General features: G+C 62.9%; 25 protein-coding genes and 1 tRNA gene. 24 read left to right on the top strand and 2 right to left on the bottom strand.

Annotation, left to right across the window (positions count from 1 at the left end; all coding sequences use genetic code 11):
* The first annotated feature begins 7 nt into the window (after window positions 1–7).
* From ACWHYQ_RS02840 to ACWHYQ_RS02805, 8 genes are all read left to right on the top strand, one after another.
* The gene (locus ACWHYQ_RS02840; protein ID WP_447974242.1) at window positions 8–766 is read left to right on the top strand and encodes an ABC transporter ATP-binding protein; all 759 of its coding nucleotides are present in this window, start codon (window positions 8–10) and stop codon (window positions 764–766) included.
* A gap of 1 nt (window position 767) precedes the next feature.
* Complete coding sequence (mlaD, locus tag ACWHYQ_RS02835; RefSeq protein ID WP_447974241.1) at window positions 768–1,220, top strand: outer membrane lipid asymmetry maintenance protein MlaD; 453 nt, start codon at window positions 768–770, stop codon at window positions 1,218–1,220.
* Window positions 1,221–1,259: 39 nt separating this feature from the next.
* On the top strand, window positions 1,260–1,937 hold the full coding sequence (locus ACWHYQ_RS02830) for a Tgt2/MlaC family protein (protein ID WP_447974240.1): 678 nt from the start codon (window positions 1,260–1,262) through the stop codon (window positions 1,935–1,937).
* A 14-nt stretch (window positions 1,938–1,951) separates the two neighbouring features.
* Entirely contained in the window at window positions 1,952–3,157 is a 1,206-nt protein-coding gene (locus tag ACWHYQ_RS02825) for a BamA/TamA family outer membrane protein (protein ID WP_447974239.1), read from the top strand.
* Between the two features lie 31 nt (window positions 3,158–3,188).
* Window positions 3,189–4,202, top strand: a complete 1,014-nt coding sequence (locus tag ACWHYQ_RS02820; protein WP_447974238.1) for a DUF3187 family protein — start codon at window positions 3,189–3,191, stop codon at window positions 4,200–4,202.
* A gap of 163 nt (window positions 4,203–4,365) precedes the next feature.
* A complete protein-coding gene (gene dxs, locus ACWHYQ_RS02815; RefSeq protein ID WP_447974237.1) occupies window positions 4,366–6,333 on the top strand; it encodes a 1-deoxy-D-xylulose-5-phosphate synthase in 1,968 nt (655 codons plus the stop codon).
* Between the two features lie 11 nt (window positions 6,334–6,344).
* A complete protein-coding gene (gene ispG, locus ACWHYQ_RS02810) occupies window positions 6,345–7,541 on the top strand; it encodes a flavodoxin-dependent (E)-4-hydroxy-3-methylbut-2-enyl-diphosphate synthase (protein WP_447974236.1) in 1,197 nt (398 codons plus the stop codon).
* Window positions 7,542–7,821: 280 nt separating this feature from the next.
* A tRNA-Cys gene (locus ACWHYQ_RS02805) sits at window positions 7,822–7,897 on the top strand.
* 130 nt (window positions 7,898–8,027) lie between these two features.
* Here the strand turns inward: ACWHYQ_RS02805 and ACWHYQ_RS02800 are convergent.
* Both ACWHYQ_RS02800 and ACWHYQ_RS02795 read right to left on the bottom strand, forming a co-directional pair.
* Window positions 8,028–8,285: a ribbon-helix-helix protein, CopG family gene (locus tag ACWHYQ_RS02800; protein ID WP_447974235.1), complete on the bottom strand. Its 258-nt coding sequence runs from the start codon at window positions 8,283–8,285 to the stop codon at window positions 8,028–8,030.
* Window positions 8,286–8,353: 68 nt separating this feature from the next.
* Window positions 8,354–8,641 (bottom strand): hypothetical protein, encoded by a 288-nt coding sequence (locus ACWHYQ_RS02795; RefSeq protein WP_447974234.1) that lies wholly within the window; start codon window positions 8,639–8,641, stop codon window positions 8,354–8,356.
* Window positions 8,642–8,806: 165 nt separating this feature from the next.
* On the opposite strand from ACWHYQ_RS02795, the gene hpnH reads away from it, so the two are divergent.
* From hpnH to ACWHYQ_RS02715, 16 genes are all read left to right on the top strand, one after another.
* Window positions 8,807–9,820, top strand: coding sequence for an adenosyl-hopene transferase HpnH (hpnH, locus tag ACWHYQ_RS02790; RefSeq protein WP_447974233.1), 1,014 nt, complete (start codon window positions 8,807–8,809; stop codon window positions 9,818–9,820).
* A 41-nt stretch (window positions 9,821–9,861) separates the two neighbouring features.
* The gene (locus ACWHYQ_RS02785; RefSeq protein ID WP_447974232.1) at window positions 9,862–10,251 is read left to right on the top strand and encodes a hypothetical protein; all 390 of its coding nucleotides are present in this window, start codon (window positions 9,862–9,864) and stop codon (window positions 10,249–10,251) included.
* A 294-nt stretch (window positions 10,252–10,545) separates the two neighbouring features.
* On the top strand, window positions 10,546–11,046 hold the full coding sequence (locus ACWHYQ_RS02780; protein ID WP_447974231.1) for a carboxypeptidase-like regulatory domain-containing protein: 501 nt from the start codon (window positions 10,546–10,548) through the stop codon (window positions 11,044–11,046).
* Window positions 11,047–11,290: 244 nt separating this feature from the next.
* Window positions 11,291–11,881, top strand: coding sequence for a c-type cytochrome (locus tag ACWHYQ_RS02775; RefSeq protein ID WP_447974230.1), 591 nt, complete (start codon window positions 11,291–11,293; stop codon window positions 11,879–11,881).
* Between the two features lie 37 nt (window positions 11,882–11,918).
* Complete coding sequence (locus ACWHYQ_RS02770; protein ID WP_447974229.1) at window positions 11,919–13,634, top strand: cytochrome ubiquinol oxidase subunit I; 1,716 nt, start codon at window positions 11,919–11,921, stop codon at window positions 13,632–13,634.
* A gap of 48 nt (window positions 13,635–13,682) precedes the next feature.
* Window positions 13,683–14,510 carry a c-type cytochrome gene (locus ACWHYQ_RS02765; protein WP_447974228.1) on the top strand — a complete coding sequence of 276 codons (828 nt, stop codon included), beginning with the start codon at window positions 13,683–13,685 and terminating at the stop codon, window positions 14,508–14,510.
* 4 nt (window positions 14,511–14,514) lie between these two features.
* Complete coding sequence (locus tag ACWHYQ_RS02760; RefSeq protein ID WP_447974227.1) at window positions 14,515–15,459, top strand: QcrA and Rieske domain-containing protein; 945 nt, start codon at window positions 14,515–14,517, stop codon at window positions 15,457–15,459.
* Window positions 15,460–15,477: 18 nt separating this feature from the next.
* Window positions 15,478–15,672 (top strand): hypothetical protein, encoded by a 195-nt coding sequence (locus ACWHYQ_RS02755; protein ID WP_447974226.1) that lies wholly within the window; start codon window positions 15,478–15,480, stop codon window positions 15,670–15,672.
* Window positions 15,673–15,726: 54 nt separating this feature from the next.
* Window positions 15,727–15,960 (top strand): ATP synthase F0 subunit C, encoded by a 234-nt coding sequence (gene atpE, locus ACWHYQ_RS02750; RefSeq protein WP_447974225.1) that lies wholly within the window; start codon window positions 15,727–15,729, stop codon window positions 15,958–15,960.
* A gap of 36 nt (window positions 15,961–15,996) precedes the next feature.
* On the top strand, window positions 15,997–17,082 hold the full coding sequence (locus tag ACWHYQ_RS02745; protein WP_447974224.1) for a cytochrome b: 1,086 nt from the start codon (window positions 15,997–15,999) through the stop codon (window positions 17,080–17,082).
* A 33-nt stretch (window positions 17,083–17,115) separates the two neighbouring features.
* Window positions 17,116–18,126, top strand: coding sequence for a hypothetical protein (locus tag ACWHYQ_RS02740; protein WP_447974223.1), 1,011 nt, complete (start codon window positions 17,116–17,118; stop codon window positions 18,124–18,126).
* 26 nt (window positions 18,127–18,152) lie between these two features.
* Window positions 18,153–20,522: a cytochrome ubiquinol oxidase subunit I gene (locus tag ACWHYQ_RS02735; RefSeq protein ID WP_447974222.1), complete on the top strand. Its 2,370-nt coding sequence runs from the start codon at window positions 18,153–18,155 to the stop codon at window positions 20,520–20,522.
* Complete coding sequence (locus ACWHYQ_RS02730; RefSeq protein ID WP_447974221.1) at window positions 20,522–21,991, top strand: monovalent cation/H+ antiporter subunit D family protein; 1,470 nt, start codon at window positions 20,522–20,524, stop codon at window positions 21,989–21,991. The genes ACWHYQ_RS02735 and ACWHYQ_RS02730 overlap by 1 nt, the downstream gene beginning before the upstream one ends.
* Window positions 21,992–22,141: 150 nt before the next feature.
* Window positions 22,142–22,384, top strand: coding sequence for a hypothetical protein (locus ACWHYQ_RS02725; RefSeq protein ID WP_447974220.1), 243 nt, complete (start codon window positions 22,142–22,144; stop codon window positions 22,382–22,384).
* Entirely contained in the window at window positions 22,377–23,957 is a 1,581-nt protein-coding gene (locus ACWHYQ_RS02720; RefSeq protein ID WP_447974219.1) for a Na(+)/H(+) antiporter subunit D, read from the top strand. The genes ACWHYQ_RS02725 and ACWHYQ_RS02720 overlap by 8 nt, the downstream gene beginning before the upstream one ends.
* On the top strand, window positions 23,926–24,672 hold the full coding sequence (locus tag ACWHYQ_RS02715) for a c-type cytochrome (protein ID WP_447974218.1): 747 nt from the start codon (window positions 23,926–23,928) through the stop codon (window positions 24,670–24,672). Before ACWHYQ_RS02720 ends, ACWHYQ_RS02715 begins: the two co-directional genes overlap by 32 nt.
* Window positions 24,673–24,747 lie beyond the last annotated feature (75 nt).

Raw genomic sequence — 24,747 nt, 5'->3', positions numbered from 1 at the left:
TTTCATTATGATCAAGCTCATCGGCGTCGAGAAGGCGTTGGGCGGCCAGCCCGTGCTCCGCGGGGTGGATCTCGAGGTCCCGGTCGGGAAGATCACCACGATCATCGGCCGGAGCGGCGAGGGGAAGAGCGTCCTGCTCAAGCACATGATCGGCCTGCTGCAGCCCGACCGCGGCCAGGTCTGGGTGGATGGCGTGGAGATCTCGCGCCTCAAGGGGCGGGCGCTCAACGACGTGCGACGGCGCTTCGCGATGCTGTTTCAGGGGGCGGCGCTGTTCGACTCGCTGACGGTCTTCGAGAACGTGGCTTTCCCGCTTCGCGAGAAGCTGCGCCTGCCTGACACGGAGGTGACCCGGCGGGTGGAAGAGAAACTGGAGCAGGTCGGGCTGGCCGGCATGGGACACAAGTACCCGGCCGAGCTGAGCGGCGGGATGAAGAAGCGGACGGGGCTGGCCCGGGCGCTGGTCATGGAGCCGGAGATCATTCTTTTCGACGAGCCGACGACCGGGCTCGATCCGTTGATGGCCAAGACGATCCACGATCTGATCGTCGCGACCCATCGGGCGCTGGGTTTCACGGCCGTCATGGTGAGCCACGAGATCCCGGAGATCTTCGTGATCTCGGATTGGGTTGCGATGCTGAAAGAGGGGAAGATCGTCGCGATGGCGCCGTCGGCCGAATTCCAGCGGACGACGGACCCGGCGGTCCGGGAGTTTATCTCGGTGGGCGGGACCGTGGCGCTGGCCCCCACACAGGCGGAGCGGTGACATGGAGCGAGCGAAGCTGGAGCTGGTCGTCGGCCTGTTCGTCCTGGTGGGGCTCGCGTGCCTCGGCTACCTCTCGATCAAGCTCGGCAAGCTGGAGTTGGTCGGGGGGCACTACTACCGATTGGAGGCCGAGTTCACGTCGGCGTCGGGGCTCAAACCCGGTGCGACGGTCGAGATGGCCGGCGTGGAGATCGGGCGGGTGCAGGGGATCACGCTGAGAGACGAGCGGGCCCTGGTGGCACTCGCGATCAAGGAAGGGGTCAAGGTCCATAGCGACACGTTCGCAACGATCAAGACCCGCGGAATCATCGGCGAGAAGTACGTCTCCCTGTCGCCGGGCGGCGGCGGCGACCTGCTGAAGGACGGGGACACGATCCGGGATACCGAGGCGGGGCTCGACCTGGAGGAACTGATCAGTCAATTCATTCATGGGGATGTCGGGAAGTCCAAGTAGCGTCCAGGCGCGGAATGAGATGCATGAAAGGATGGCCAGATGGTGGGATGGGCTGAGACAAGGAGGCGGGGCGGCGGGCGCCTGGCGACGGTGCTGAGTCTGGTGGTGGCGGCGGCGGGTCTGTCGGCTGCCGCCCTCGACTCGGCGGTGGCCGGGACCGCCATGGAGGCGGTGCAGACCGCGATCAACGAGGTGATCCGGATCCTCCAGGACGAGGAGCTCAAGAAGCCGGAGCGAGCGAAGGAGCGGCGCCAACGGCTCGAGCAGGTGATCAACGACCGGTTCAGCTACGAGGAGATGGCGAAGCGGACCCTGGGGGCGCAGTGGAACAAGCTCACGGACAAGGAGCGGCAGGAGTTCGTGGACCTGTTCAAGCGCCTGCTCACGAACTCCTACGCCGGGAAGATCGAAGGGTACTCGGGCGAGCAGGTGGAGTACCTGAGCGAGCGGACGAAAGACGACTACGCGGAGGTGCGGACCAAGGTCGTCTCCGGGAAGGCCGAGATTCCGTTGGACTATCGCATGCTCCACAAGGGGGGCGCCTGGCGGGTGTACGACGTGGTCATTGACGGCGTCAGCTTGGTCAACAACTACCGCGGCCAGTTCGCAAAGATTCTCAAGGACTCGTCCTACGCGGAGCTGCTGGAGACCATCCGGAAGAAGGCCGAGGAAAAACCCAAAGAGCCGAAGCCCGAGGGCAAGAAGTCGGCCTCCTAGGACCCGATCGGGTTATGCCAGGTCCCCCCCGACGCCTCGCTCCGCTCTGGCTGGTTCTGGGGGCGGCGGCCGTGCTGTTCGCGAGCGCCCTGGCGTCGGCCGAGACCTCCTACTTCCTGATCCCCTCTGTCTCCACGAGCAAGAACGACGGCAACGACGCCGGGTTCATCGTCCCGTTCCTGGTGACTGAGCCCGACGGCGAGCTGAAGTACATCATCACCCCGATGTTCATCGTAAACTCGTTCGTCGGGGCGCGGGGGACCCTGAATGTCTTCCGGTACGATACGGGCGGGCGCGAGTTGCGGTTCATCGGGTCGTTTTCCGAGCGGATCGAGCGGAAGCTGGTGCTGACCTATACCGACCCGGCCTTCAGCCACGGCCGGTACGCGCTCAGCTTCGGGGGCTCCTTCTTCAAGAACGCCACCTCCCGGTTCTTCGGGATCGGGTCCAACACGGTGGAGGCCAACCAGACGAACTACACGGCGCGGGAAATCCGCGCGCAGTGGAAGTTCGGCGTGCACCTGAACGAGGTGACGCAGGTCGCGATCGGCGAGCGGTTCCGCGACATGGAGATCCAGCCCGGGGTCGTGACCTCCTTCCCGTTCAGCGCCACGCAGTTTCCCACCGTGCCGGGGATGCAGGGGGCGACGATCCTGGGCCACCGGGCCACGTTCCACTACGACACCCGAGACAACCTGGTGTCCCCCACGGACGGCACGCAGGTGACCGTCTATGCGGAGGTCAACCAGAACTTCAAGAACAGCGAAAACCCTTTCTACGCGCGTTACAGCCTGGAGGCCACCAAGCTGCTGCCCAGCCAATCGAAGCGCATGATCCTCGTGGTTCGGGGCAACGTCCAGGCCACCTTCGGCACCCAGGTGCCCTTCTACGAGCAAAGCTCGTTGGGCGGACAAAACAACCTGCGCGGCTACGGGGTGGACCGCTTCATCGACAAGCACCTGATCGTCGTCAATGTCGAGGATCGGCTGCACGTGCTGCGCACGCGCATCCTGAACGTGGTGGCGGATTTCGAGGTGGCGCCCTTCGTGGACATCGGGAAGGTCTTCAGCAAGTTCGACGCGCTGACGCTGAGCGGGGCGCAGATCACTCCGGGCGTCGGGTTCCGCGCGCTGGTGCGTCCCAACGTGGTGGGACGGGTGGACTACGGGTACAGCAAGGAAGGCGGCGCGGTGTTTGCGGGGCTGGACTTCCCCTTCTGACTGAACGGACGGCGGATTAGACGAGGGCGCGGTGGTCCGGGCTGTTCTTCGGCTTGCGGTGGGCGGGGCGGTCCTCTGGGCGATCCTGGCGGGGGCCGACCCGCAGGTGCGGGCGGAGGGCTTCGGGCCGTTCTCGGTCCGGAATTTCCAGCCGTTCCAGCTCCTCGTGCTCGGCATGCCCGGCGACCGGGCCGCCGTGGTCAAGCAAGGCACCCTGGACATTCGCGTCGAGCTGGCCGAGACCGCGAGCATCTTCGACTCGAACACCCCGCCGGTCAACACGGTAGTGAAGTTCGAGCAGCTCCGGTCCGGGCTCTTCCTCCGCTACGGCCTGACCGACCGCATGGAGGTCGGCCTCGAGGTGCCGGCCCTGTATCGCTGGCGGGGGTTCGGCGACGGCGCGATCCGCGCTGTCGAAGGGATCACGAGTGGGGTCAACCCCGCGCGGAAGCGCCTGCAGAACACTCCCTATGCCTTCAACGTGACCAAGGATGGCCGGCCGCTGTTCAGCGGCGCGGAGGGCGCCCTCGGGCTCGGCGACATCACGCTCAGCACGAAATATCAGATCGTCACGGAGAGTGAGCGGCGCCCGGCGATCTCGCTCCGGGGCGCGCTCAAGGTGCCGTCGGGGGCCGCCGGCCGGTTCTTCGGCAGCGGGCATCCGGACGTCGGGGTCGGGGTCGCGCTGGAGAAAAAGCTGGGCGCCAGGTGGATCGTCTATCAGAACCTCAACGGTATCGTCCCCACGGGCACCATCGCTGGGCTGGCGCTCCAGCCGGGCCTGTCCTCGATCACCGCAATCGAGTATCTCTGGTCGCCAGCCCTCTCGCTCACGGCTCAGTTCGATTACTACTCGAGCTTCTACCGGGACACCGGCACGCCGGTGCTGGACCGTGGCGTCACCGAGATCACGGCGGGCTTCAGTTATCGGCTGCGGCCCAACGTGATCTGGCAGGTGTACGGCGTGGAGAACGTGGACCTGATCACGGGCAGTGCGGCGGACTTCACGCTGGCCACCGTGGTAACCTATCGATTTGGCCCCTAACCCTGAAGAGGCGGCCTAGGGTGAAACGCTTGACTAGCGGGGGACGATGTGGGAGACTGGCGGAGCCGATGCACCCGATCGCCTCGTCCCGCGGTGAGATCCACCGCGGCGGGCGGTCCCCGCGCAGACAATCACAGGCAAAATCCATACGAGGGCGTCGCGTATGTCGTTACTGAAGCAGATTCACAGCCCGCTGGACCTGAAGCGCTTGTCGCCGGAGGCGTTGCCCGAGCTCTGCCAGGAGGTCCGGGAGCAGATCGTCTCCGTCGTTTCCAGTGTCGGCGGCCACCTGGCGTCGAACCTGGGCGTCGTGGAGCTCACCGTCGCCTTGCACTACCTACTGGATACCCCGAACGACCTGATCGTCTGGGACACGAGCAACCAGGCCTATACGCACAAGCTGCTGACGGGCCGGCGCGAGCGGTTCCACACCCTCCGGCAATACGGCGGGTTGAGCGGGTTCTGCAAGCGGGAAGAGAGCGTCTACGACACCTTCAATGCGGGCCACGCCGGCACCGGCGTGTCGGCAGCGATCGGCATGGTCGAGGCGCGGGAGCAGCTTGGCCAGACCCACAAGGTGGTCTGCGTGGTGGGCGACGGAGCCATGACCGCTGGGATGACGCTGGAGGGGCTGCACCACGCCGGCGGGCTCGGCAAGGACTTCCTGGTGATCCTGAACGACAACCAGATGTCCATCTCGAGAAACGTGGGCGCGATCTCGGCCTACCTGAACCGGACCTTCACCGGCGAGTTCTACACGCGGGTCAAAGAGGAGACGGGCCAGTTCCTGCGCGCGATCCCCCATATCGGCAGGGAAGTCGAAAAGATCGCTCGCCGAGCCCAGGAGTTGGCCAAGGGCCTGATCCTGCCGGGGGTGCTGTTCGAGGAGCTGGGCTTCCGGTACGTGGGGCCCATTGACGGGCACCGTTTCGATCATCTGCTTCCGACGCTGGAGAACGTCCTCAAACTCAAGGGCCCGACGCTGCTGCACGTCATCACGAAGAAGGGGCTGGGCTACGAGCCAGCGATGAAGAACCCGGTGTGGTTCCACGCCTGCCCGGCCTTCGTGCGCGAAACGGGCGAGCCGGCGAAGAAGCCGCCGCGGCCGTCCTACACCGCGCTAGCGGTCCAGGCTCTGATCACGCTGGCTCGGCAGGACCGGCGCATCGTGGCGATCACGGCGGCCATGTCCGAAGGGACCGGGCTCACCGCGTTCGAGAAGGAGTTTCCCGATCGGCTCTACGACGTGGGGATCGCGGAGCAGCACGCGGTGACCTTCGCAGCCGGGCTGGCTGCGCGAGGCCTGCGGCCTGTCGTCGCGATCTACTCGACCTTCCTCCAGCGGGCCTACGACCAGGTCGTCCACGACGTGGCCACGCAGAACCTGCCCGTCACGTTCTGCATTGACCGCGGCGGATTGGTGGCGGAAGACGGGACCACGCACCACGGCGCCTTCGATTTCGCCTATCTGCGCCACGTCCCGAACATGGTCGTGATGGCGCCGAAGGACGAGAACGAACTCCAGCACATGGTCAAGACCTGCCTGACCCACGACGGGCCCGCGGCGGTGCGTTATCCCCGCGGCACCAGCCTGGGCGTCGCTATGGATCCGGAGCCGCTCCCCCTCCCCATCGGGAGGGGCGAGCTGCTACGCGAGGGCACGGATCTCGCGATCGTGGCCGTCGGCGTGACGGTCTGGGAGGCGGTCAAGGCGGCCGAGCGGCTGGCGCAGGAGGGCATCTCCTGCACGGTTGTGAACGCCCGATTCGTCAAGCCGCTGGACGCCGACCTGATCGAGTGCGTCGCGCGTCGGGTGCGGTGCCTCGTGACGGTCGAGGAGGGCGCCAAGATGGGCGGGTTTGGCTCGGCGGTCCTCGAGTGCCTGTCCGAGCGCGGCGTCGTCGGGCTGCCGACCCGACTGCTGGGCCTGCCGGACTGGTTTATCGAGCAGGGGCCTCAGGACCTCCTGCGCGAGAAATACGGGCTGACCGCCGAGGGCATCTACGAGGCGGCGAAGGCCCTGCTCGCCGGCGCGCCAGACTGGAGCGCGGGCGCTGACCGGGCGCTCGCAGGATGGACGCAGTCGCGGCGCCGACGAGAGCTCGACCACGGAGACGACCAGGGAAGCTGACGGACGTGCATATGTACATCACCAGGCGCAAGACCAGGCAGATCAAGGTCGGGAAGGTCAAGATTGGCGGCGACGCGCCGATCTCGGTCCAGTCCATGTGCTCGACCGACACACGGGACGTCCAAGGGACGATCGAGCAGATCCGCCGGCTCGAGGAGGCGGGCTGCGAGCTGATCCGGGTCGCCGTCCCGGACTTCGAGGCCGCGGCGGCGCTCCCGAAGATCAAGGCGGCCATGACCGTCCCGCTGATCGCGGACATCCACTTCGACCATCGGCTCGCGCTCAAGGCGGCGGAGGTCGTGGACTGCGTCCGGATCAATCCCGGCAATATTGGCGCCTGGTGGAAGGTGGCCGAGGTCATCAAGGCGGTCACCGACCGCGGGATTCCGCTCCGCATCGGCGTGAACGGCGGGTCCCTGGAGCGGCCGCTGCTGGAGAAGTACGGCTATCCGACCGCGGAGGCGCTCGCCGAGTCCGCGCTGAACGCGGTGCACGCGCTCGAGGACGTCGGCTTCACCAATATGAAGGTCTCCCTCAAGGCGTCCGATGTCCATATGGCGGTGGATGCCTACTGGCTCTTCTCCCAGCAATCGGACTACCCCCTCCACCTCGGGATCACCGAGGCTGGTACCGCCCTGACCGGCGCGGTCAAGTCGGCCATTGGCATCGGCTGGCTGCTCTCGCAGGGCATCGGCGACACGATCCGGGTCTCGCTCGCCGCCGATCCGGTGGAAGAGGTCCGGGTCGGATTCGAGATCCTGAAAGCCCTGGAGCTGCGCCATCGCGGGATCAACGTCATCGCCTGTCCGACCTGCGGCCGGGTGGAGATTGACGTGGTCAAGATGGCCAACGAGCTGGAACAGCGGCTCGGCCACATCAAGGCGCCGCTGAACGTGTCGGTCCTCGGCTGCGTCGTCAATGGGATCGGCGAAGGCAAGGAGGCGGACATCGGGATCGCCGGGGGCGAAGGCGTCGGCATTCTGTTCAAGAAGGGCAAGCTGGTCCGCAAGGTGCCGATGGCCGAGCTGATGGACACGCTGATCCAGGAAGTCGAGGTGCTCGCCAAGGAGAAGGCAGCCGAGGGCGCGAGCGAAGAGGCCGAGCCGGTCCCGTCGCGCGGGGGCAACGGCACGCCGCCGCCTCTGCCCGGGGCGCAACCCTCGTCCACACTCGGGCGCGAGCTGCCGGTCCTGCCGAGCAAGCGATAGCGCAGGTCGCGAGCCTTCCCTGCTCAGACGCTCCGGCTCGACCGCACTAAGCCTCGCTGCCGCTCGGCTGCGGAACTCGCCTCATCTGATCGCTTCGCGACGATTCGGCTCAAACAGTCCTGGCCGTCCGGCAACGAGTGCCGGACCGCCGCGGCTCGGTAAGTGCCGGTAGCCCTCGCCTCCGCGATTCGCGATGAAGGCCCGCGACCCTGCACAGCACACGCGCACGGTTCCTTGATCATTGTTTTTAGATGGGCCCGCTCGCTATAATGCCCGCCAAGGCGCCGTACCCAAGTGGTTAAGGGAGCAGTCTGCAAAACTGCGATGCGGCGGTTCGAACCCGCCCGGCGCCTCCACACCACGCTCGCGCGGCTGGCCGCTTGCCAATCGGAGTTGCGGATACGCGTGCGCGCGCAGCTTCTCCTCAATCCGGCTCAACCCTGACCGTCCGAACTGCGCCCGGTCTTCCTGATGCATCTCCAAGTCTCACAGATCCTGTATCTGGCCAATCAAGGTCCCTCTTTTTCCCTTTGCATCCTTGGACCCCTGGCGCCGGCGTTCGACCAGCCGCTCGTTGGCCAGGATCTCGGTCATCTCGGAGTCGTCCACGAAGGCGGATTCCCGGATATGCGCCATGACCGCCGTTTCGATGAAATTGGCGAGCGACCGGTTCTGCGCCTTGGCGTGCTTGGCAAATGCGGCATAGGTCTTGTCGTCGATTCGAATCGTCAACGTCTTCGGCATGGTCCACCTACGGACGGCACCGGCAGCAGGCCACCCTGCACGAGCGGCCTCCGTGCCCGGGTTTTCCCTCATCCCCGCTCGCGCAGGGCAAAGCCGGCCGCCCGCGCGGCCTGGATCACGGCTCGGTCCTCGTCCTTCGAGGAGGCGTCATCTTGTGGCATGAGCGTCATCCAGCCGCCCGGCAGGTCTTGGGCGGCGTAGAGCCCCGGCTTGGGCCGCGGCTCGGGCTCGGCGGCCGTGACCTCGAACAGCAGCGCGCCCGGCAGCGAGCCACCGTGTTCATCCGTCAAATACCCCAGCACGTACACGGGCCGCCCGCCCTGGCCCGCGTAGAGAAACCGAACCTTTCTCTTCATGCGATCCTCCGTGAGTCCTGACCGCGTCGAGCCGGACCACTGGCCTCTGTCCGGGGCGGCTTGCCCGCTCGCGCGCTCGCGACGCCATACGTTACTTGAAATGGCGCCAGGTTGTGTAGTAGGGTACCGGGCCGGCGCGCCTGTTCGAGAGGAGAGGGTACTGTCGTGGCTGTCCCGCTTTCCCAGATGTACACGGTTGCCAAGTACGTCCTGACCCAGCGGGCAAAAGGCGTCAAGCGCTATCCGCTTGTGCTCATGCTGGAGCCGCTGTTCCGGTGCAACCTGGCCTGTGCGGGCTGCGGGAAGATCCAGTACCCCGACCATGTCCTGGACAAGCGCCTGACGCCGGAGCAATGTTGGGCCGCTGCCGAGGAATGCGGGGCCCCTATGGTGAGCATCCCGGGCGGGGAGCCCCTGATTCATCCGGAGATGCCGGAGATTGTCCGCGGGCTCGTAGCTCGCAAGAAGTACGTTTATCTCTGCACCAACGCGATCCTGCTCGAGCGGAAGCTCGATGACTACGAGCCGTCCAAGTACCTGACCTTCAGCATCCATATGGACGGCCTGCGCGAGGAGCATGATCTGGCGGTCTGCCGTGACGGCGTCTACGATATTGCGGTGCGGGCTATCAAGGCGGCGCTCGCGCGCGGCTTTCGGGTGACCACGAACACGACGCTGTACAACGACGCCAATCCCGAGCGGGTCCGCCAGTTCTTCGACGAGATGATGCGCCTGGGCGTCGAAGGGATGATGATCTCGCCGGGCTACAGCTACTCCAAGGCGCCGGACCAGAAGAATTTCCTCAAGCGTCAGAAGACCCGCGAGCTGTTCGCGGCGATCCTGAAGGACCGGAAGCGCGGCTGGCGCTTCAACCAGTCGCCGCTGTTCCTGGAGTTTCTGATGGGCAAGGTGGACTACCAGTGCACGCCGTGGGGGAACCCGACGTACAACATCTTCGGCTGGCAGCGCCCCTGCTACCTCCTGCAGGACGGCTACGCGCGGACCTTCAAGGAATTGATGGAGGAGACCCCCTGGGAGCAGTACGGGACCGGGCGGAACGAGAGGTGCGCCGATTGCATGGTGCACTGCGGGTACGAGGCGTCCGCCGTCGAGCACACCTTCGGCTCTTGGTCCGGGTTGGCCCGCACCGTGCGGGCGACGCTGATGCCCAACGCCTGAGGGCGTTCCGCCGACTCGCCGATCGTACCGAGCTTGTCGTCGTGCCCGACCTGCAACCCCATTATCCAGAAGTCCCCTCACTGGAAGGACGGGTGTTCCGGCCATCCAATCCCCGGGAGCTTGCCGAAGCGATCGAGCAGGCCTTCGATTACCGCGGCGACGTGACCCTGTACCTCGTATCGGGGGAGACCGTCGAAGGCTACCTGTTCAACCGCGTAGCCTCGGGACCGCGCCCGCTCGTCCAGGTGTTCGCCAAGGGCTTCAACACCGCCAGGGACATCGCGTACGCCGAGATCGTCGCGATCGCCTTTACCGGGAAGGATACGGCTTCCGGCAAGTCTTGGGAAGCCTGGGTCGCCAAGAAGGACGCGCAGCGGCGTGCGGAGGCCGAGCAGGCCGAGGCGGCGGCGCGGGCGCGCGGGCACCTCTAGCCCTGGCCTGGCAGCCCTCCCCCTGTGTGGCGTCTGGCCCATTCCATGCAGCGATGTCCCTGTCCAACTCCCCGCTTCCCCCAAGTCTGGCGCGGCCTTCCAACTACAGGGAAATTATTGACAAAGATTATCGTCTATGCTAGAAGTGTGCGCCCTAAGCCGGCCGGGCTGGTTTTTTGCGGGATTTTAATGCGCAGAGCGCCAGGCGGAGGCAGCACGCGAGGCGCGGTGTGATAGGCCCGATGCATGGGACAGGGACGTCACGAGGCAAGTGGGACCCTCCGTTGGGGACCGATGGCGATCGCGGTTCTTGGTGCCGGCCTGCTTGGGACATCCGCTGCGCTGGCGACCCACGAGGTGGACCATCGCTTTGTGGTTGAGGGCTACGTCTGCGGGCCGGACGGACAGCCCCGCGCCGGCGTGAAGGTGACCGCCCGGGATACCCGGGCCGACATCGTCGCCTCGGCGCTGACCGATAGCGACGGCTTTTTTTCGGCGAGGCTGCACCTTCATAATGAGAACCAAGGCGATCCGATTGCCATCTTCGCCCTCGATGAAGAGAAGCGAATCACCGCGCAATTCGACCCCAAGGACGTTCATACCGAGCGCAAGGCCGTCGTTCACTTCGGAACGGGGTGCGAACAGTCGGCTCGTGGGACTCCGAGCTGGGTCTACTATGGCGCCGGGATCGGCGCGGTAGCTGTTGCTCTGTTCGCGGGAGTGAAATTCGTTCGCAATCGGCGTCGGGTTCGGAAGCAGGGCAAGGCGCCGCGGAAGGCGCCTGCCAGGGCGTAAGCGGCGTCCGACAGTGCGCCTCCTAATCCCGGCCCGAAACGGAACCGACTCGGCGGCCAGCCAATCAGGTGCCGACGATCTGGGCGGGTGGCGCTTTTGCTCAAGGCCGGGAGGACCTGGGCGGAAGCGTCTTTTTTGTGGTGTCTGTTGGGCCGAGAGTCCCGGTTGCTGGGTGAGAGGAAGGATCTCGATTCGTCGAGAAAGGAGCGGGTGAATGGCTATGAGCTTCAAGGCAACAGTTAAGATGGCTTTCCTGGTCGGCGTGGCCGGAGCGGGGCTGGCGCTGACGAGTTGCGGTGAAGGTGGAGAGGGGCCGATTGTGCCGCCGCCGCCGCCCCCGGCCGAATATGCCGACAAGCACATGCCGGCGGGATGGTGGGCCGATCCGAAGATCGCGGAAGAGGGGCGCGAGATCTTCATCGGTGCGAAGAACCCCGACGTGAACTGCGCGAGCTGTCACGGCAAGGACGGGAAGCCGGTGAAGGCCGGAGCCCGCGACTTCCGTAACGCGGAACGCATGAAGCTGTACTCGGATTCGGTCTGGTTCTGGCGGATTTCGGAGGGTGTGCCCAACACCAAGATGAAGCCCTGGAAGAGCAAGCTTTCTGAGGAAGACCGCTGGAAGCTGGTCGCGTTCGAGCGAAATTTCGCGTTGAGCGGCAAAGAGTTTGACGTAGTTAAGAAAGAGTGGGTGCCGATCGGAACATCCGGGACCGCGTCGGCGGCGGCACCGGCGGCTGGTGGCGCGGCTCCGGGAGGGGATGGCAAAGACAGCATGGCGCCGGCGGCTCCGGCGGACGGAGCGCCGGCCGCTCCCGCGGCCGGCGGCAAGTAACCGGCTTGGAACTGGGGAGGAGGGGCGGCGAGACATCATGAAAGCGTGGCAGCGCAGTGTCCTGGTTCTGCTCGGCCTTCTGGCGGTCTTCGGGGCGGAGGCGTACGCGCAGGTGCCGAACCCGCCAGCGGCCGAGTTTCCCTACACCGGGAATCGGACGGCCGTGTGGATCGTCGCCCAACTCCACATTCTCTTTGCGGCATTTATTCTCGGCGCTCCGATTTTTGTCGTGATTTCGGAATGGCTGGGGTACCGGAACCAGGATCCCCGTTACGACCGGTTGGCCAAGGAGGTCATGAAGGTCACGGTCATCCTGTACAGCATGACCGCGCTCACGGGCGGGCTCTTCATCTTCGTGCTGCTCGCCGCCTACCCGCAGTTCACGACCTGGCTGATCAATCATTTTTTTCTGATCTTCGCGGTGGTCTATCCCCTGCTGTTCATCGGCGAGACGATCGTCCTCTACCTCTACTTCTACACCTGGGACGCTTGGAAGGGGGATAGGAAGGCCCGCCACATCGCGCTCGGGGTGCTGCTCAACATCGTCGGGACCGTGACGCTCTTCGTCATTGACGGTCCTACGGCATTCATGAACACGCCTGCCAAGGCCGAGGGGGTGTCGCTCGTTGAATACATTCAGCAGGCGACGCTCTGGGACAAAATTTACAACTATAGCTGGATGCCGCTCAACTTGCACCGGCTCGTAGGGAACGTGACCTTCGGCGGCTTCATCACGGGGCTGATCGCCGCCTACATGTACATGGGTTCGAAGACCGATGAGGAGCGGTCCTACTACGACTGGATGGGGTTCGTCGGCAATCTGATCGGGGTTGGCGCGCTGCTCCTGTTGCCCTTCATGGGCTATCTCCTCTCGTACGAGCTGTGCGACTACGACGCCTCCATCTGCCCCTACATGATGGCCGACCAGCTCTCGATGTTCTTCGAGATGCAGGGGGCGATGATCGGGCTGATCTTTCTCGCCAGCAACTACTACATCTGGCTCAGCATGAAGCGGATCGAAGGCGTGGAGCGGGTCCGGATGTCCGTGCTGACGGTCGTCGTCATGCTGGCCATCCCGTTCGTGATGACCTATACGTGGACGGTCTTCCCCGTGCCGGACCCCATGTCCCTGGCGGTGCTCCTGCCGTTGGCGCTCGCGCCGGCGATCCTGGGGAAAGTCATTCCACCGCTGGGCCGGATCACGGTCTCCTCGCGGACCGTGATCAAGGTGGGCTTCCTGATGGTAGTGGTGGGGAACGCGATCTGGATGACGCCACACGGCTTCGTTGCCACCCAGGCCCTCGCCACCGAACATCTGGAGCTGCCGTCGGACTGGGGGTTCCTGGCGCTGATGCCGGCCAAGAACTCCGCGGCCTTCACGCTCGTGTTTGTGACGGTCGTGAACTATATTCTGTACAACCGGGCGATCCGTCAAGGCACGATCGTCTGGGGCAAGATTGACTTCGCCTCACAGTTTATCCTGATCTTCCTCGCGTTCAGCGCCATCTGGACGATGGGGCTGATGGGCGCGGTCCGGTCGCTGGTCCGGAAGTACTTCCACACGTATAACCTCGTGCCGGACTTTACCGCCGAGTCCTTTACGCCCACGCTGGCCTACTCCGCCTGGTGGATCACCGGGATCACGCTGGTCTTCTATATCGTGGTGAGTTTCGCCATTCTCGTGACCTTGCGTGCGGCGGAGGCCAAGAAGGTTGTGGCGGAGGGCGCACCGGTTCCGGCCGGCGCGAAATGACGCGCGGGGGAGCGACGCGGCCGCCGGACAGTCGGGATTGGGGAACGCATGGCTGAGCAACCGAGTTTCGTCAGGAGTGTCATCAGGAAAGTCGTGATCGGCGTGGTCGTGGGGACCGTGCTGGTCGGGACGGCCAAGGCGCTGGCATTTCCGCCCGTGTTCCAGATCATGTTCTTCGCCTACGCGATGCTCGGCGCGGGCATCTTCATCCTGTTGGACGCCCCCGCGATCAAGCCAGTCAGCGGGGCCAAGGCGGTGACCGCGATCATCGGCTTCTACATCGTCCTCTGCGCCGTGTACATCGGCGGCGCGTCGCTCTGGCCTCAGTATGATCCCGAGGACGAGAAGGGGAAGATCGAAAAGCTGCTGAAGGCCCGGCGCGCGGCGACCGAGCAGGGCAAGGCGGAGGAACTGATCGCGCGGACCAAGGCGCTCTCCGAGAAGGCGGAGGCGCTCATGGCGCGCCTCCAAGCGATCGCGGGCGACGCGGTGGCGGCGGTCCCGCCGGGCCCCGACGCGGGTAAGCCTGCTGCGATGCCGGCGGCGGCGACCGGGGACCTGGTGGCGCTCGGCCGGGAGCAGTGGAACCTTCAGGAGTGCTACAACTGCCACAAGCTCTTTGGCGAGGGCGGCAAGAAGCGGGGGCCCGAGATGGATAACATCGGGAACCTCATGAAGCCTGACGAGCTCAAACAGAAGATTCTCGATCCGCAAAGCTGGATGGCGGAGGGCTTCGAGAAGGAATACGAAAAGAAGAAGATGCCGGACAAGTACAGGGAGCTGATGACGGACCAGGAAGTGGACGCGCTCGTCGCGTTCCTCGCGACGCTCAAGAATCCGGCGGTGAACACGCCGAAGCCGATCAAGAAGAAATAGCGCCGTGCAACAGCCGAAGCTCAAAGCCCGGGTCCTCTGCACCGACCGGCCGGTCGGCGAGGTCACCCGCGTCATCGTGGATCCGCTGTCCCGCGAGGTGAGCCACATCGTGGTCGGCGGGAACGGGCTCGGCCCGCTCGAGCGGCAGGTGCCGGCTGGCCAGATCCAGACCGTGACGGACGACACGGTGCAGCTCCGGGCGGCCTCGGCCGAACTGGAGCAGTTCCCGCCGTTCCAGCGGGACGACTACGTCACGGTCAAGGAGGTCGAGATCGCCCATCTGGAGGAGCACCTCCACGTCGAGCCAGGCGAGGTGCTCGTGCCGCTCCCCGCGCTAGAGCGGGACGTCAAGCGCCGGACATTCTTCGCCAACCTCACCCACGCGATCGGCGTCCTCATGGGGCTCCCACTCGTGTACCCGGTCATCCGCTACCTCATGAAGCCGATGTACGCGCCATTTGACAATCGGTGGATCAAGATCGGGAATGTCAGCAGGATCAAAACCGAGGACGTGGGCGTCCAGTTCAAGTACAAAAAGAAGGTTAAAGAAGCTTTCATGCCGGAGGCAGAGGTCGACAAGAACGTCTGGGTCCTCAAAGCATCACCTGCCGTGCTCGAAGGCATCTACAGGGGCAAGGATATGGACTTCAAGGACCATACTGGGCGGGTGATCTGGACGAACAAGCGCGAGATTCCGTACGTGGCGTATTCGGGCAAGTGTCCGCATCTCGGTTGCGGGTACAAATGGCGTAAGGTTCCCAAGCTCGGCCGGGAGATCTTCCTGTGCCCGTGTCACCTCAGCATTTACGACGCGAGCGGCAAGGTGCTTGATGGCCCTGCGCCGCGCCCCCTGGATCCGGTCCCGATCCGGATCACAGCGGGCGGCGACATCGAGATCATTGACGTGGAATACAAGGCAGGGGTCAAGGAACAAATCCGACTTGTCTGACCACATCGAGGGGGAGTCATGAGTACCGGTAGTTGGCTGAAGGCTCTCTGTCTTGCGATCTTGGTCGTGATCCTGATCGACCTCGGATTTCTTGTGCGGGTGAACTCCTTATCAAGAGAGACCTGTCTCGCCTTGGCTGCCATGACCGCCATCGCAGGGTTGGTCCCGGTGGTATTCGCCGTCTATCTCATCCGCACACGCTGTAGCCTCTGAAGGGCAGCGTTGACCGGCAGAAGTCAGTGCGGTTCATCACACAAAGGTAGGATTATGACAGACCTTGGCGCAATAGCGATTGGAATGGGACTTGCCGCATTCGGCTTTTTCGGGGCGGCGCTGGGGATCGGCTGGATCTTTTCGACGATGATCGCCACGCTCGGTCGGCAGCCGGAGGCAGAAGCTCGTGTTGCCAAGTACATGTGGATTGGATTTGCGCTGGTGGAAGCGATCGCGTTGTACGGGCTGGTGATCGCGTTCATCATCATGGGCCTTCGTCCGAAGTAGCGTGGAGCGCTAAGCTGCTGGCTATTCGTGAGGGCTATGAATACCTTCTTCGAAAGGGTCGTCGGCTTCATTGATGAGCGCGTCGGTCTGAAGACGATCCAGGCCAAGATGCTCAACGAGCCGGTCCCTGGAGGGTCCCGCTGGGCCTACGTGTTCGGCTCCTGTCTGCTGTTCATCTTCATCATGCAGGCGGTCACGGGCATCCTCCTAATGTTCTACTACGTGCCGAGCGCCGATCACGCCTACGCCAGCACGCAGTACATCATCCATGAGGTGGACTACGGCTGGTTTATTCTGAGCTACCATTTCTGGGGCTCTTCGGCCATGGTCGTCATGGTCTTCGCCCACATGTCCCAGGTCTTCCTCTGGGGGGCGTATAAGAAGCCGCGCGAGATGATCTGGCTCGTCGGGCTCGCCCTGTTCGGAATCGTCATGGCCTTCGGGTTCACCGGCTATCTCCTGCCCTGGGACCAGCGGGCCTATTGGGCCACGACCGTCGGGGTCGAGATCATGGACAAGATCCCGGTGGTCGGCGACTTTATCGCCCGGTTCTTGAAGGGCGGGCCGACGCCGGGCCAGATGACGCTCAGCCGGTTCTTCGTGATCCACGTGATGATCCTGCCGGCGGCACTCATGGGGCTAGCCGGCCTGCATCTGTTTCTGTTCCGGAAGGCCGGGCCCGCTGGCCCGTTTCGGGGCAGCCTCGAGGAGCTTCAGGCCAAGACGGATTACTTCTTCCCGCGACAGGTCTGGAAGGATGTCGTCGCGATGGCCGCTGTGTTCCTGACGATCTGCACGCTCGCCTTCATTGAGCCAGTGGTGCTCCTGGAGGAGGCCACCCCAGATCCGGGCGACTATCACCCCGAGCCGGAATGGTATTTCCTGTTCCTGTTCCAGATGCTGCGGCTCAAGATCTTCGCCGGGGAGTTCGGGCAATTCCTCGGGGCGGTCGCGATCCCCGGCGCCTTCATGTTATTCCTGGCCGCGCTGCCGTTCATTGACCGAAGCCCGGAGCGCAACATTTTCAAGCGGCCCGCGGCGCTGGTCGGCTGGCTGATCATCATGATCGGAATCTTGGTCTTTACGGTGTCCGCCATCATCAATCGGGAATTTTTGGATTAGTTGCCGGATTCAGGGGCGTACCGCCCCGGCGTTATGTCCGATCAGCTTTCGAGCACATCTTCCGTCAAGCTGGGTCTCGCCGTCGCGTGGCCGGCCTTCTGGACAGGCGTTCCAGCGAAGATCGTCCTCGCGCTCCTGTTCCTCGCGATGGGCGTGCATCCCTGGGAGATGCCTGGCCTCGCCTTCCTGCTCCTGCTCTCCGCACCGGTGGATATCTGGGCTTGGGGGCTGTGCGCGCGGACCGTCTTCCTGGACCGCCTGCGCCTGGAGCCTCCGTCGGGGTTGGGCTTCACCCTCTGGTGGCAGGCGACCGCCGCCACTGCTGTCTATGGCACCGTGGCCTCTCTCATCGAGAGCGGCGTCATCTCGGTCGCAAAGTCGGCGGCCCGCAGCGTGATGGAGCTGGCTCTGCTCAAGAGCTTCCCGGTGGCGGAGCGGATCGGGATCGAGCTGACCCTGTGGGGCGCGCCGGCGACGATCGTGCTAGTCGCGCTCGCGCTAGGCTGGTTCTTCATCGTCGGTCGGCTCGTGCGCCGGCAGGCCGCCGCGGCGAGCCCGGCCCAGGCGCCCTATCCGGTGCTGGTCCGGACCTGGGACCTCATGCGGGTGCCGGCCGATCCGCCGCTGTTGCTCACGGCGTTCGTCGGGACCGGCGTGCTGCTGGTCTTCCTATTCTGGGGCGTCATGCCGGTGACAACGCCGCACCCGCACGAGGAGTATAAGGGCAAGCAGGCGGCCAAGAAGGTGGAGCCGCCCTTCAAGCCCACTGAGGTTTTGGACAAGACCGACAAGCTCATCGCCAAGGCGGAGGCCGCCCTGGAGGCACTCGAAGCCAAGAAGCAGGCGGAGGAGCAGGGCCAGTCAAAGGGGAAGGGCCAGAAGGGGAGCAAGGGGGGCGAGCCGGGCAAGGCTTCCGCCGAGAAACCGAAGGAAGCGGCCGTCCCGAAGCAGGCCGCGAGGCCCCAGTCTGAGCCGGGCAAGGCCGTGAAGGCTGGAGGCGACGGGCCGCATACGCACGAGGCAGGAAGCGATCACACGCACTGACCGGGATGCGGATGAGGAGTGTGGCCATGAAACACCAGAGCGACCAACACGAGCGGATCGCAACGCGGCTCGGCAACCCAGGGACGTTTGTCGCCGGTCTTCTCTTGCTGCTCGGGGCGCTGACCCTACTGGACCTCGGACTCGCCCGGCAGGCTCAAGCTGGCCAACCCGACGTCGCTTACCGCGACATTCCCTGGATTGGAAGCCGAAACGTCGTCTGGCTGGTGGCCCAGGTCCACCTGATTCTAGGCGGCTTCGTGCTCGGCGTGCCCATCTTCGCCTGGGTCTGCCACATCATCGCGGTCAGGACCAAGGACCCGCGCTACATGCGGCTGGCCAAGGAATTCACCAACCTGCTCACGGCCGCGTTTGAGATGACTGCCATGTTGGGTGCGGCCCTGCTGTTCGTTCTCCTCGCGCTCTATCCCAAGGTGGTGAGTTACATCACGAGTATCTTTCTGCCCACGTATTATATTTACGTGTTCCTGTTCATCGGGTCGACGACCACGCTCTACTTCTATTGGTCCGGCTTCGAGACCATGAAGGAGCGTCAGGGGTTGCATCTGTTTTTGGGTTTTGTTCTGAACGTGTTCGCGTTTTTCATCATGATCGTGCCGAACGCGTGGGCTAGTTTTCAGGCCAGCCCGGTGGTCATTCCGGAGGGAATGGGGCCGTGGGAAAAGGCCTGGGCTGCCATGTGGAACGCGACCTGGTGGCCGTTGAATGTGCACAGGCTCATAGCGAATGTCGTGTTGGGAGGGTTCATCTGCGGGGCTTACGCTGCGATCAAGTATCTCGGTGCCGAATCCCAGGAGGAACGCGCCCACTATGACTGGATGGGCTATGTGGGCAACTTCATCGGCATTTTCGGCCTCCTGCCTCTGCCCTTCGCAGGCTACTGGCTGATGATGGAGATCTACCGATACAACCAGCAGATGGGGATCACCCTGATGGGCGGGTTCCTCTCCTGGCTGTTCATCCTCCAGGCGGTCTTGATCGGTGCCATGTTCCTGCAGAGCAACTTCTATTTCTGGCTGGGATTGGCCTACAGGGTGGAGGGGGGCGAGAAGTACAAGAAGCCCATCATAGGGATGCTCATCGCTCTCCTGGTGTGTTTCGGGATCTGGCTGACGCCCCACAGTCTGGTAGCCAGCCTGCAAGAGGCCCGTGCGATGGGCGGCACCCACCACCCCATCCTTGGCGTCTTCGGAGTCATGTCGGCCAAGATGACGGCCGTGAACCTGATGTTGCTGATCACGTTCGGAAGCTTCCTCATCTATTGGCGTGCCGACAAAGTGGAAACCGTTCGGTGGGCCAAGGCCGGCCGTATCGCTCAGCTCGTGCTTTTCTCCGCGGCCGCGCTGTACATCATTTGGGCGGGAGTGTACGGCTACTTCGTGCCGGCCGTCTTCCGGGTCTACGTGCTGTCCGTCTCGCAGGTGTTGACAGTCCTGGCCGCGTATATCGTGGCCACGATCATCGCAGTCCTCTCCATGCGAGGCGCCAAGAGAATTCCGATGCACTGGGGAAGGATGCCGGTCCGCAGTCAGCATATGCTGATCCTGAACGCGGTGGTTGTGATCCTCACGATGTCCCTGATGGGGTATGCCCGTTCTTCCTCGCGGGTCCACTGGCATATCTACGGGGTCTTGGAGGACACCTCGCCGCATGCCTACAGTCCCGCGCTCGCCCATGCCGGCTCCTTTATGTCGTTGAGCACCTTTATCGTTCTCGTGTTGATCGCGTTTATCTTCTGGGTCGTCTCCAGCGCGGTACGGCGCCCGGCCTTCTCGTTGCAATACTTTTTTGTCGCGCCCTTTCTGTGGTGGTTCACGTCCCTGTTCGACAAGCCCGCGCAAGCGGCCGGGGTGGCCCCCAAGCGGCCTAGATATTTCCGCAAAGCCGTGGCGACCGCCTGCGGGTTCCTGATCGCGTTCGCGTTCCTCGCCTTTCAGGTCCCGCAGACGCCCTCGCTGCCGCCCGCGCGCGAAGAATTCGACGCCTCGAAGATCAAGACCCAGGCGGATATCGTCAAGGTGGGCCAAAAGCTCTTCTTCAGCAAGGGCCAGTGCGCGCTGTGTCATTCGATCGGACCTAGCGAGGCGGCCCGCTGTCCGGATCTCAAGGGGATCGGGGCCAAGCTCACGAAGGAGTTTCTCTATGAGTCGCTCACTCAGCCACAGGCGTACACGTATCTCGTCTATGACCACGCCGGACCTCCCAAACCCTTTCCGGCTAAGATGCCGGCGATCAACAAGCCGCCTGTGGGTCTGACCGAGCCCGAGTTGTTGGCCGTCATTGCTTTCGTGCAGAGCTTGGGCGGGGAGGTCACGGTGCAGCCCGAGGAAGTCGTCAAGGCCGCGATGCCGACCACGGTGGCGGCGGGAGCGCTCTGATGGAAATCGAGTCCGTCACACCACTCTTAGCCGTGGCCGTGTCGTTGGTCGCGGCTGTCCTCATCGTCGTCACCCGCCGGTGGCCGAACGTCCGCGAGGGCTGTTCGGTGCTGGCCGGGATCGTGAAGTTCCTCATCGTGCTCTCCATGGTCCCTGCGGTCCTCGATGGCAAGACCCTCCGCTACACCTTGGTCGCTGTTGCGAGCCAGGTGCCCGTGCTCGAGTTTCGGGTCGATGCCCTGGGCCTCTTGTTTGCAGCCGTCGCCTCGTTCTTGTGGATCCTGACGACGATTTATTCCATCGGCTACATGCGGTCCCTCCAGGAACATGCGCAGACGCGTTATTACTTCTGTTTTGCGCTAACGATGTCGGCCACGATGGGAGTGGCCTTTTCGTCCAATCTGGTGACCCTGTACCTCTTTTACGAGCTGATCAGTTTCGCCACGTATCCGTTGGTCGCCCATAAGGAGACCGACGAGGCGTTTGACAAGGGAAACAAGTATGTCTTCTATCTGCTCATGACCTCAAAAGGTCTCTTGCTTGCCACGTTTTTAACGTACGCGATGTCCGGGACGTTTGACTTCAAGCCGAACGGTGTGTTCCCCTCTGGAGCCGATCGGATTCTGCTGACGATCACGTATTTCCTCTTCTTGATCGGCATCGGGAAGGCGGCCATGATGCCATTCCATGCCTGGCTGCCGGCCGCGATGATCGCCCCCACGCCGGTGAGCGCGCTGCTCCACGCGGTCGCGGTGGTGAACACAGGAATCTTCTGCGTTCTCCGAATCATGTTTCATGTCTTCGGCGTGGATTTGATGAGGGAGCTGAACTTGGGAGTCATGACGGCTGTTATTGCGTCCGTCACGATTATCATGGCTTCGCTGTACGCCTTGACCAGGGATAACCTCAAAGCCCTGCTGGCCTATTCCACGATCGGCCAACTCTCGTACATGATCTTGGGCGGGGCCCTCTTGACCCCCGCGGGCATGGCCAGTGGCATCATCCACCTTGCCAATCATGCCCTGGGAAAAATCACCCTGTTCCTGTGCGCGGGCTCGATCTATGTCGCCTCGCATAAATCCAAGGTCAGTGAACTGAATGGCATCGCCAAGCGGATGCCGTTCACCATGATAGCCTTTACGTTGGGCGCACTGTCCCTCATCGGGTTTCCTCTCCTCGGTGGATTCGTCAGCAAGTGGTATTTGACGCTCGGCACGGTCGAGGCGGGGTTGTACCCCTTCATTATCGTCCTCGTCACGAGCACGATCCTGAACGCCTGTTATTTTCTACCCATCGTGTATGCGGCCTTTTTCCGAGAATTGCCGAGGGGCGAGAAGGCTATCAGACAGGAGGCCCCCATCGTGATGGTGGTGCCGTTGGCGTTGACCGCTGCCGGGATACTGGTTTCGTTCTTTGCGCCGGAAATGTTCCTCGATCTTGCGAAGATGATCGTAGGAGAGGTGAAATGACCCAGGAGCATGGGTGGAAATCCGAACCAGGACATGAGCCTGCTCCCGGATACCGGAGGATTTTTTATATCGTATTAGTCGTGGTGGTCCTGTACCTCGTTATCGTCATGGTAACCGCCTCGTAATGGCTCTCAAGGGAAAGGAACGGCTATGAAAGAGGGGCATGTGTTTGATGATCCCGGCAATGTGAAGAAATTCGTGACGGGATTTTACGTCTTCCTTGCCGTCCTTCTCGTTGGTGATCTCGTGCTCCCCAAGCACCCGTTTTTTCCTTGGGAAAGGTATCCCTTCTTTTATGCGGCCTATGGCTTTCTCGCCTATGTCGCCATCGTCTTTGGCTCGCATTTCGTCCTGCGTAAGCTGGTAAAGAGAAACGAGGATTACTATGACTAGGAGCCTCCCCCCAGCCGCCATCTTGATCCTCGGATCATTGCTTATCCCCTTTGTGAAGGGATGGCTCAAGTCTGCCTATCTGTTGCTGTTGCCGGCCAGTGCCTTTGTCAGCGTGATGAGCGTGTCGGACGGGATCCACTGGACGGTCGGGTTCTTAGATTACGAACTCATCCTCGGCCGAGTTGACGGATTGAGTAGAGCCTTCGGCTATATCTTCACGATGATCTCCTTTATTGGAACCCTCTATGCCTTGCATCTCAAAGAGGATGGGCAGCACGTGGCGGCCTTCATTGCCGTGGGATGCGCGCTGGGCGCCACTTTTGCCGGCGATCTTCTGTCTTTTTTCGCCTTCGTGGAAGTGATGACGATCGCGTCAACGTACCTGATCTGGATGGGCAGGACGGCGGCCTCGTATGGAGCCGGGTTGCGATATCTTTTGGTCCATCTCTTTGGCGGTCTTTGCCTCCTTGTGGGGATTCTCATCCATCTCCAACAGACGGGTTCGATCGGGTTCGGAACGATCGGATTGGCTGGACTGGGAGCCCAACTGATCTTGCTCGGGCTCGGTATTAGCTGCGCCTTTCCCATCCTTCATGCCTGGTTGCCTGATGCCTATCCCGAGGCCTCGGTAACGGGCACGGTCTTTTTAAGCGTCTTATCCACTAAGGTCGCCGTCTATGCCCTCGCCAGGGCCTTTCCTGGCGCGGAGATACTGATCTGGATCGGAGCCGTGATGACGATCTTTCCCATCTTTTACGCGGCCGTCGAAAACAACCTCAGGAGGGTGCTCAGCTATAGCATTATCAACCAGACCGGATTCATGGTCGTCGGCATCGGCATCGGAACGGCTCTTTCCCTGAATGGGAGCGTGGCCCATGTCTTCAACAACGTGCTGTTCAAGTCGCTCCTGTTCATGTCCATGGGGGCTGTGATGTACCAGACTGGAAAGATCAACGTCACGGATCTCGGCGGGCTCTACAAAAGCATGCCACTGACGACGCTGTTTTGCATCATCGGCGCGGCCTCGATCTCGGGCTTCCCGTTCTTCAACGGTTTTGTCAGCAAATCCATGATCCTGAGCTCAGCCACTCAGGATGGGATGGCTCTGCTTTGGCTGGTCTTGCTGTTCGCCTCGGCCGGGGTCCTCCACCACGCGGGTATCAAGATTCCCTATCACGCGTTTTTTTCCCATGACTCCGGCATCAGGACCAAGGAGCCTCCTTTGAATATGCTGCTGGCCATGGGGATGGCCGCCTTTCTCTGCATCCTTTTCGGCGTATTCCCCGGTGCCCTCTATAGCATCCTGCCGAATCCGGTCGAGTATCAGCCGTACACGGCTGCCCATGTGCTTGATACCTTCCAGTTGCTGTCGTTCGCCGCGTTGGCGTTCTGCCTGTTGATCTTGTCCGGGTTACATCCTGTAGAGATGAGGGTTATCCTGCTTGACACGGATTGGTTCTACCGAAAGGGAGCCCAGGCATTCTACCGGCTTGCCACGCGCGTGCTTGGAAGCGACGAGAGCGAGATTCAAGAGGTTAGGCATGGCTACCAAGGACGACAGGTCCCAAGCTAAAAGGCGACGGATTTCGGTGCCGGCCCAGGTGGTGCTCGTTTGGGCGGGAGTCTATCTGTGCCTCAAGCTTATCAAGCCCCCACTGCCGTCGAGCGTCATCTTCATGTACATGACGATGACCTCGATCGGCCTGCTGATGTACGTCTCGATCTATGAGGACGTGCTCCAAGCGTTTACGGGGCCAATCGTTGACTTCCTGCGGGGTAACCCGCATTGGGCAGGTCCCTGGCGGGTGGCCCGATGGGCCATTCTGGCGCTGTTCCCTTGCTTGGTCGGCTGGCAAACCTACGCCCGCACCGTACCCAACGACCTGCCCCCGCCGGAGAACCGCACGATTCACCCTGCTCCGCCCGGCGAATTTACGGGTCTCTCCAATCCGGTGCCGCGGACTCCAGAAAATATCATGCAGGGCAAGGGCTTCTATGCCGCTTTCTGCTCACCATGCCATGGCAGCAATTTTGACGGAAAGGGTCCTGCGGCGAGGGGTTTCAATCCACCACCCGCGAATTTTGCCGATCCCACGACCATCGCGATGCTCCAAGAAAGCTATCTGTTCTGGCGGATCAAGACGGGCGGGGTCGGCCTGCCGATCGAGGGCATGCCCTGGAAGTCGGCGATGCCGCGCTGGGAAGTGGAGCTGTCGGACGAGATGATCTGGAAGATCATCATGGGGGAGTACGATGGGGCTCACCAGAAACCGCGCACATGGGAATAACCAACCGTGAAGGTGAGGCGTGAAACGTCACGCACGTGGCAGAGGGATGCAGCGATGAACCGATGCAGGTCGAGT

This window comes from Nitrospira sp. Kam-Ns4a (assembly GCF_965152595.1).
Note: the sequence above shows the minus strand (reverse complement) of the source record. Positions and strands in the feature narration are given on the sequence as shown.

Coding starts and splice junctions, on each gene's coding strand:
- ACWHYQ_RS02745 (WP_447974224.1), top strand. CDS start 15,997: ATGAATACCTTCTTCGAAAGGGTCGTCGGCTTCATTGATGAGCGCGTC.
- ACWHYQ_RS02800 (WP_447974235.1), bottom strand. CDS start 8,285: ATGCCGAAGACGTTGACGATTCGAATCGACGACAAGACCTATGCCGCA.
- ACWHYQ_RS02825 (WP_447974239.1), top strand. CDS start 1,952: ATGCCAGGTCCCCCCCGACGCCTCGCTCCGCTCTGGCTGGTTCTGGGG.
- ACWHYQ_RS02770 (WP_447974229.1), top strand. CDS start 11,919: ATGAAAGCGTGGCAGCGCAGTGTCCTGGTTCTGCTCGGCCTTCTGGCG.
- atpE (WP_447974225.1), top strand. CDS start 15,727: ATGACAGACCTTGGCGCAATAGCGATTGGAATGGGACTTGCCGCATTC.
- ispG (WP_447974236.1), top strand. CDS start 6,345: ATGTACATCACCAGGCGCAAGACCAGGCAGATCAAGGTCGGGAAGGTC.
- ACWHYQ_RS02720 (WP_447974219.1), top strand. CDS start 22,377: ATGACTAGGAGCCTCCCCCCAGCCGCCATCTTGATCCTCGGATCATTG.
- ACWHYQ_RS02765 (WP_447974228.1), top strand. CDS start 13,683: ATGGCTGAGCAACCGAGTTTCGTCAGGAGTGTCATCAGGAAAGTCGTG.
- ACWHYQ_RS02775 (WP_447974230.1), top strand. CDS start 11,291: ATGGCTTTCCTGGTCGGCGTGGCCGGAGCGGGGCTGGCGCTGACGAGT.
- ACWHYQ_RS02755 (WP_447974226.1), top strand. CDS start 15,478: ATGAGTACCGGTAGTTGGCTGAAGGCTCTCTGTCTTGCGATCTTGGTC.
- ACWHYQ_RS02725 (WP_447974220.1), top strand. CDS start 22,142: ATGAAAGAGGGGCATGTGTTTGATGATCCCGGCAATGTGAAGAAATTC.
- ACWHYQ_RS02780 (WP_447974231.1), top strand. CDS start 10,546: ATGGCGATCGCGGTTCTTGGTGCCGGCCTGCTTGGGACATCCGCTGCG.
- ACWHYQ_RS02730 (WP_447974221.1), top strand. CDS start 20,522: ATGGAAATCGAGTCCGTCACACCACTCTTAGCCGTGGCCGTGTCGTTG.
- ACWHYQ_RS02795 (WP_447974234.1), bottom strand. CDS start 8,641: ATGAAGAGAAAGGTTCGGTTTCTCTACGCGGGCCAGGGCGGGCGGCCC.
- mlaD (WP_447974241.1), top strand. CDS start 768: ATGGAGCGAGCGAAGCTGGAGCTGGTCGTCGGCCTGTTCGTCCTGGTG.
- ACWHYQ_RS02830 (WP_447974240.1), top strand. CDS start 1,260: ATGGTGGGATGGGCTGAGACAAGGAGGCGGGGCGGCGGGCGCCTGGCG.
- ACWHYQ_RS02740 (WP_447974223.1), top strand. CDS start 17,116: ATGTCCGATCAGCTTTCGAGCACATCTTCCGTCAAGCTGGGTCTCGCC.
- ACWHYQ_RS02715 (WP_447974218.1), top strand. CDS start 23,926: ATGGCTACCAAGGACGACAGGTCCCAAGCTAAAAGGCGACGGATTTCG.
- ACWHYQ_RS02840 (WP_447974242.1), top strand. CDS start 8: ATGATCAAGCTCATCGGCGTCGAGAAGGCGTTGGGCGGCCAGCCCGTG.
- dxs (WP_447974237.1), top strand. CDS start 4,366: ATGTCGTTACTGAAGCAGATTCACAGCCCGCTGGACCTGAAGCGCTTG.
- ACWHYQ_RS02735 (WP_447974222.1), top strand. CDS start 18,153: ATGAAACACCAGAGCGACCAACACGAGCGGATCGCAACGCGGCTCGGC.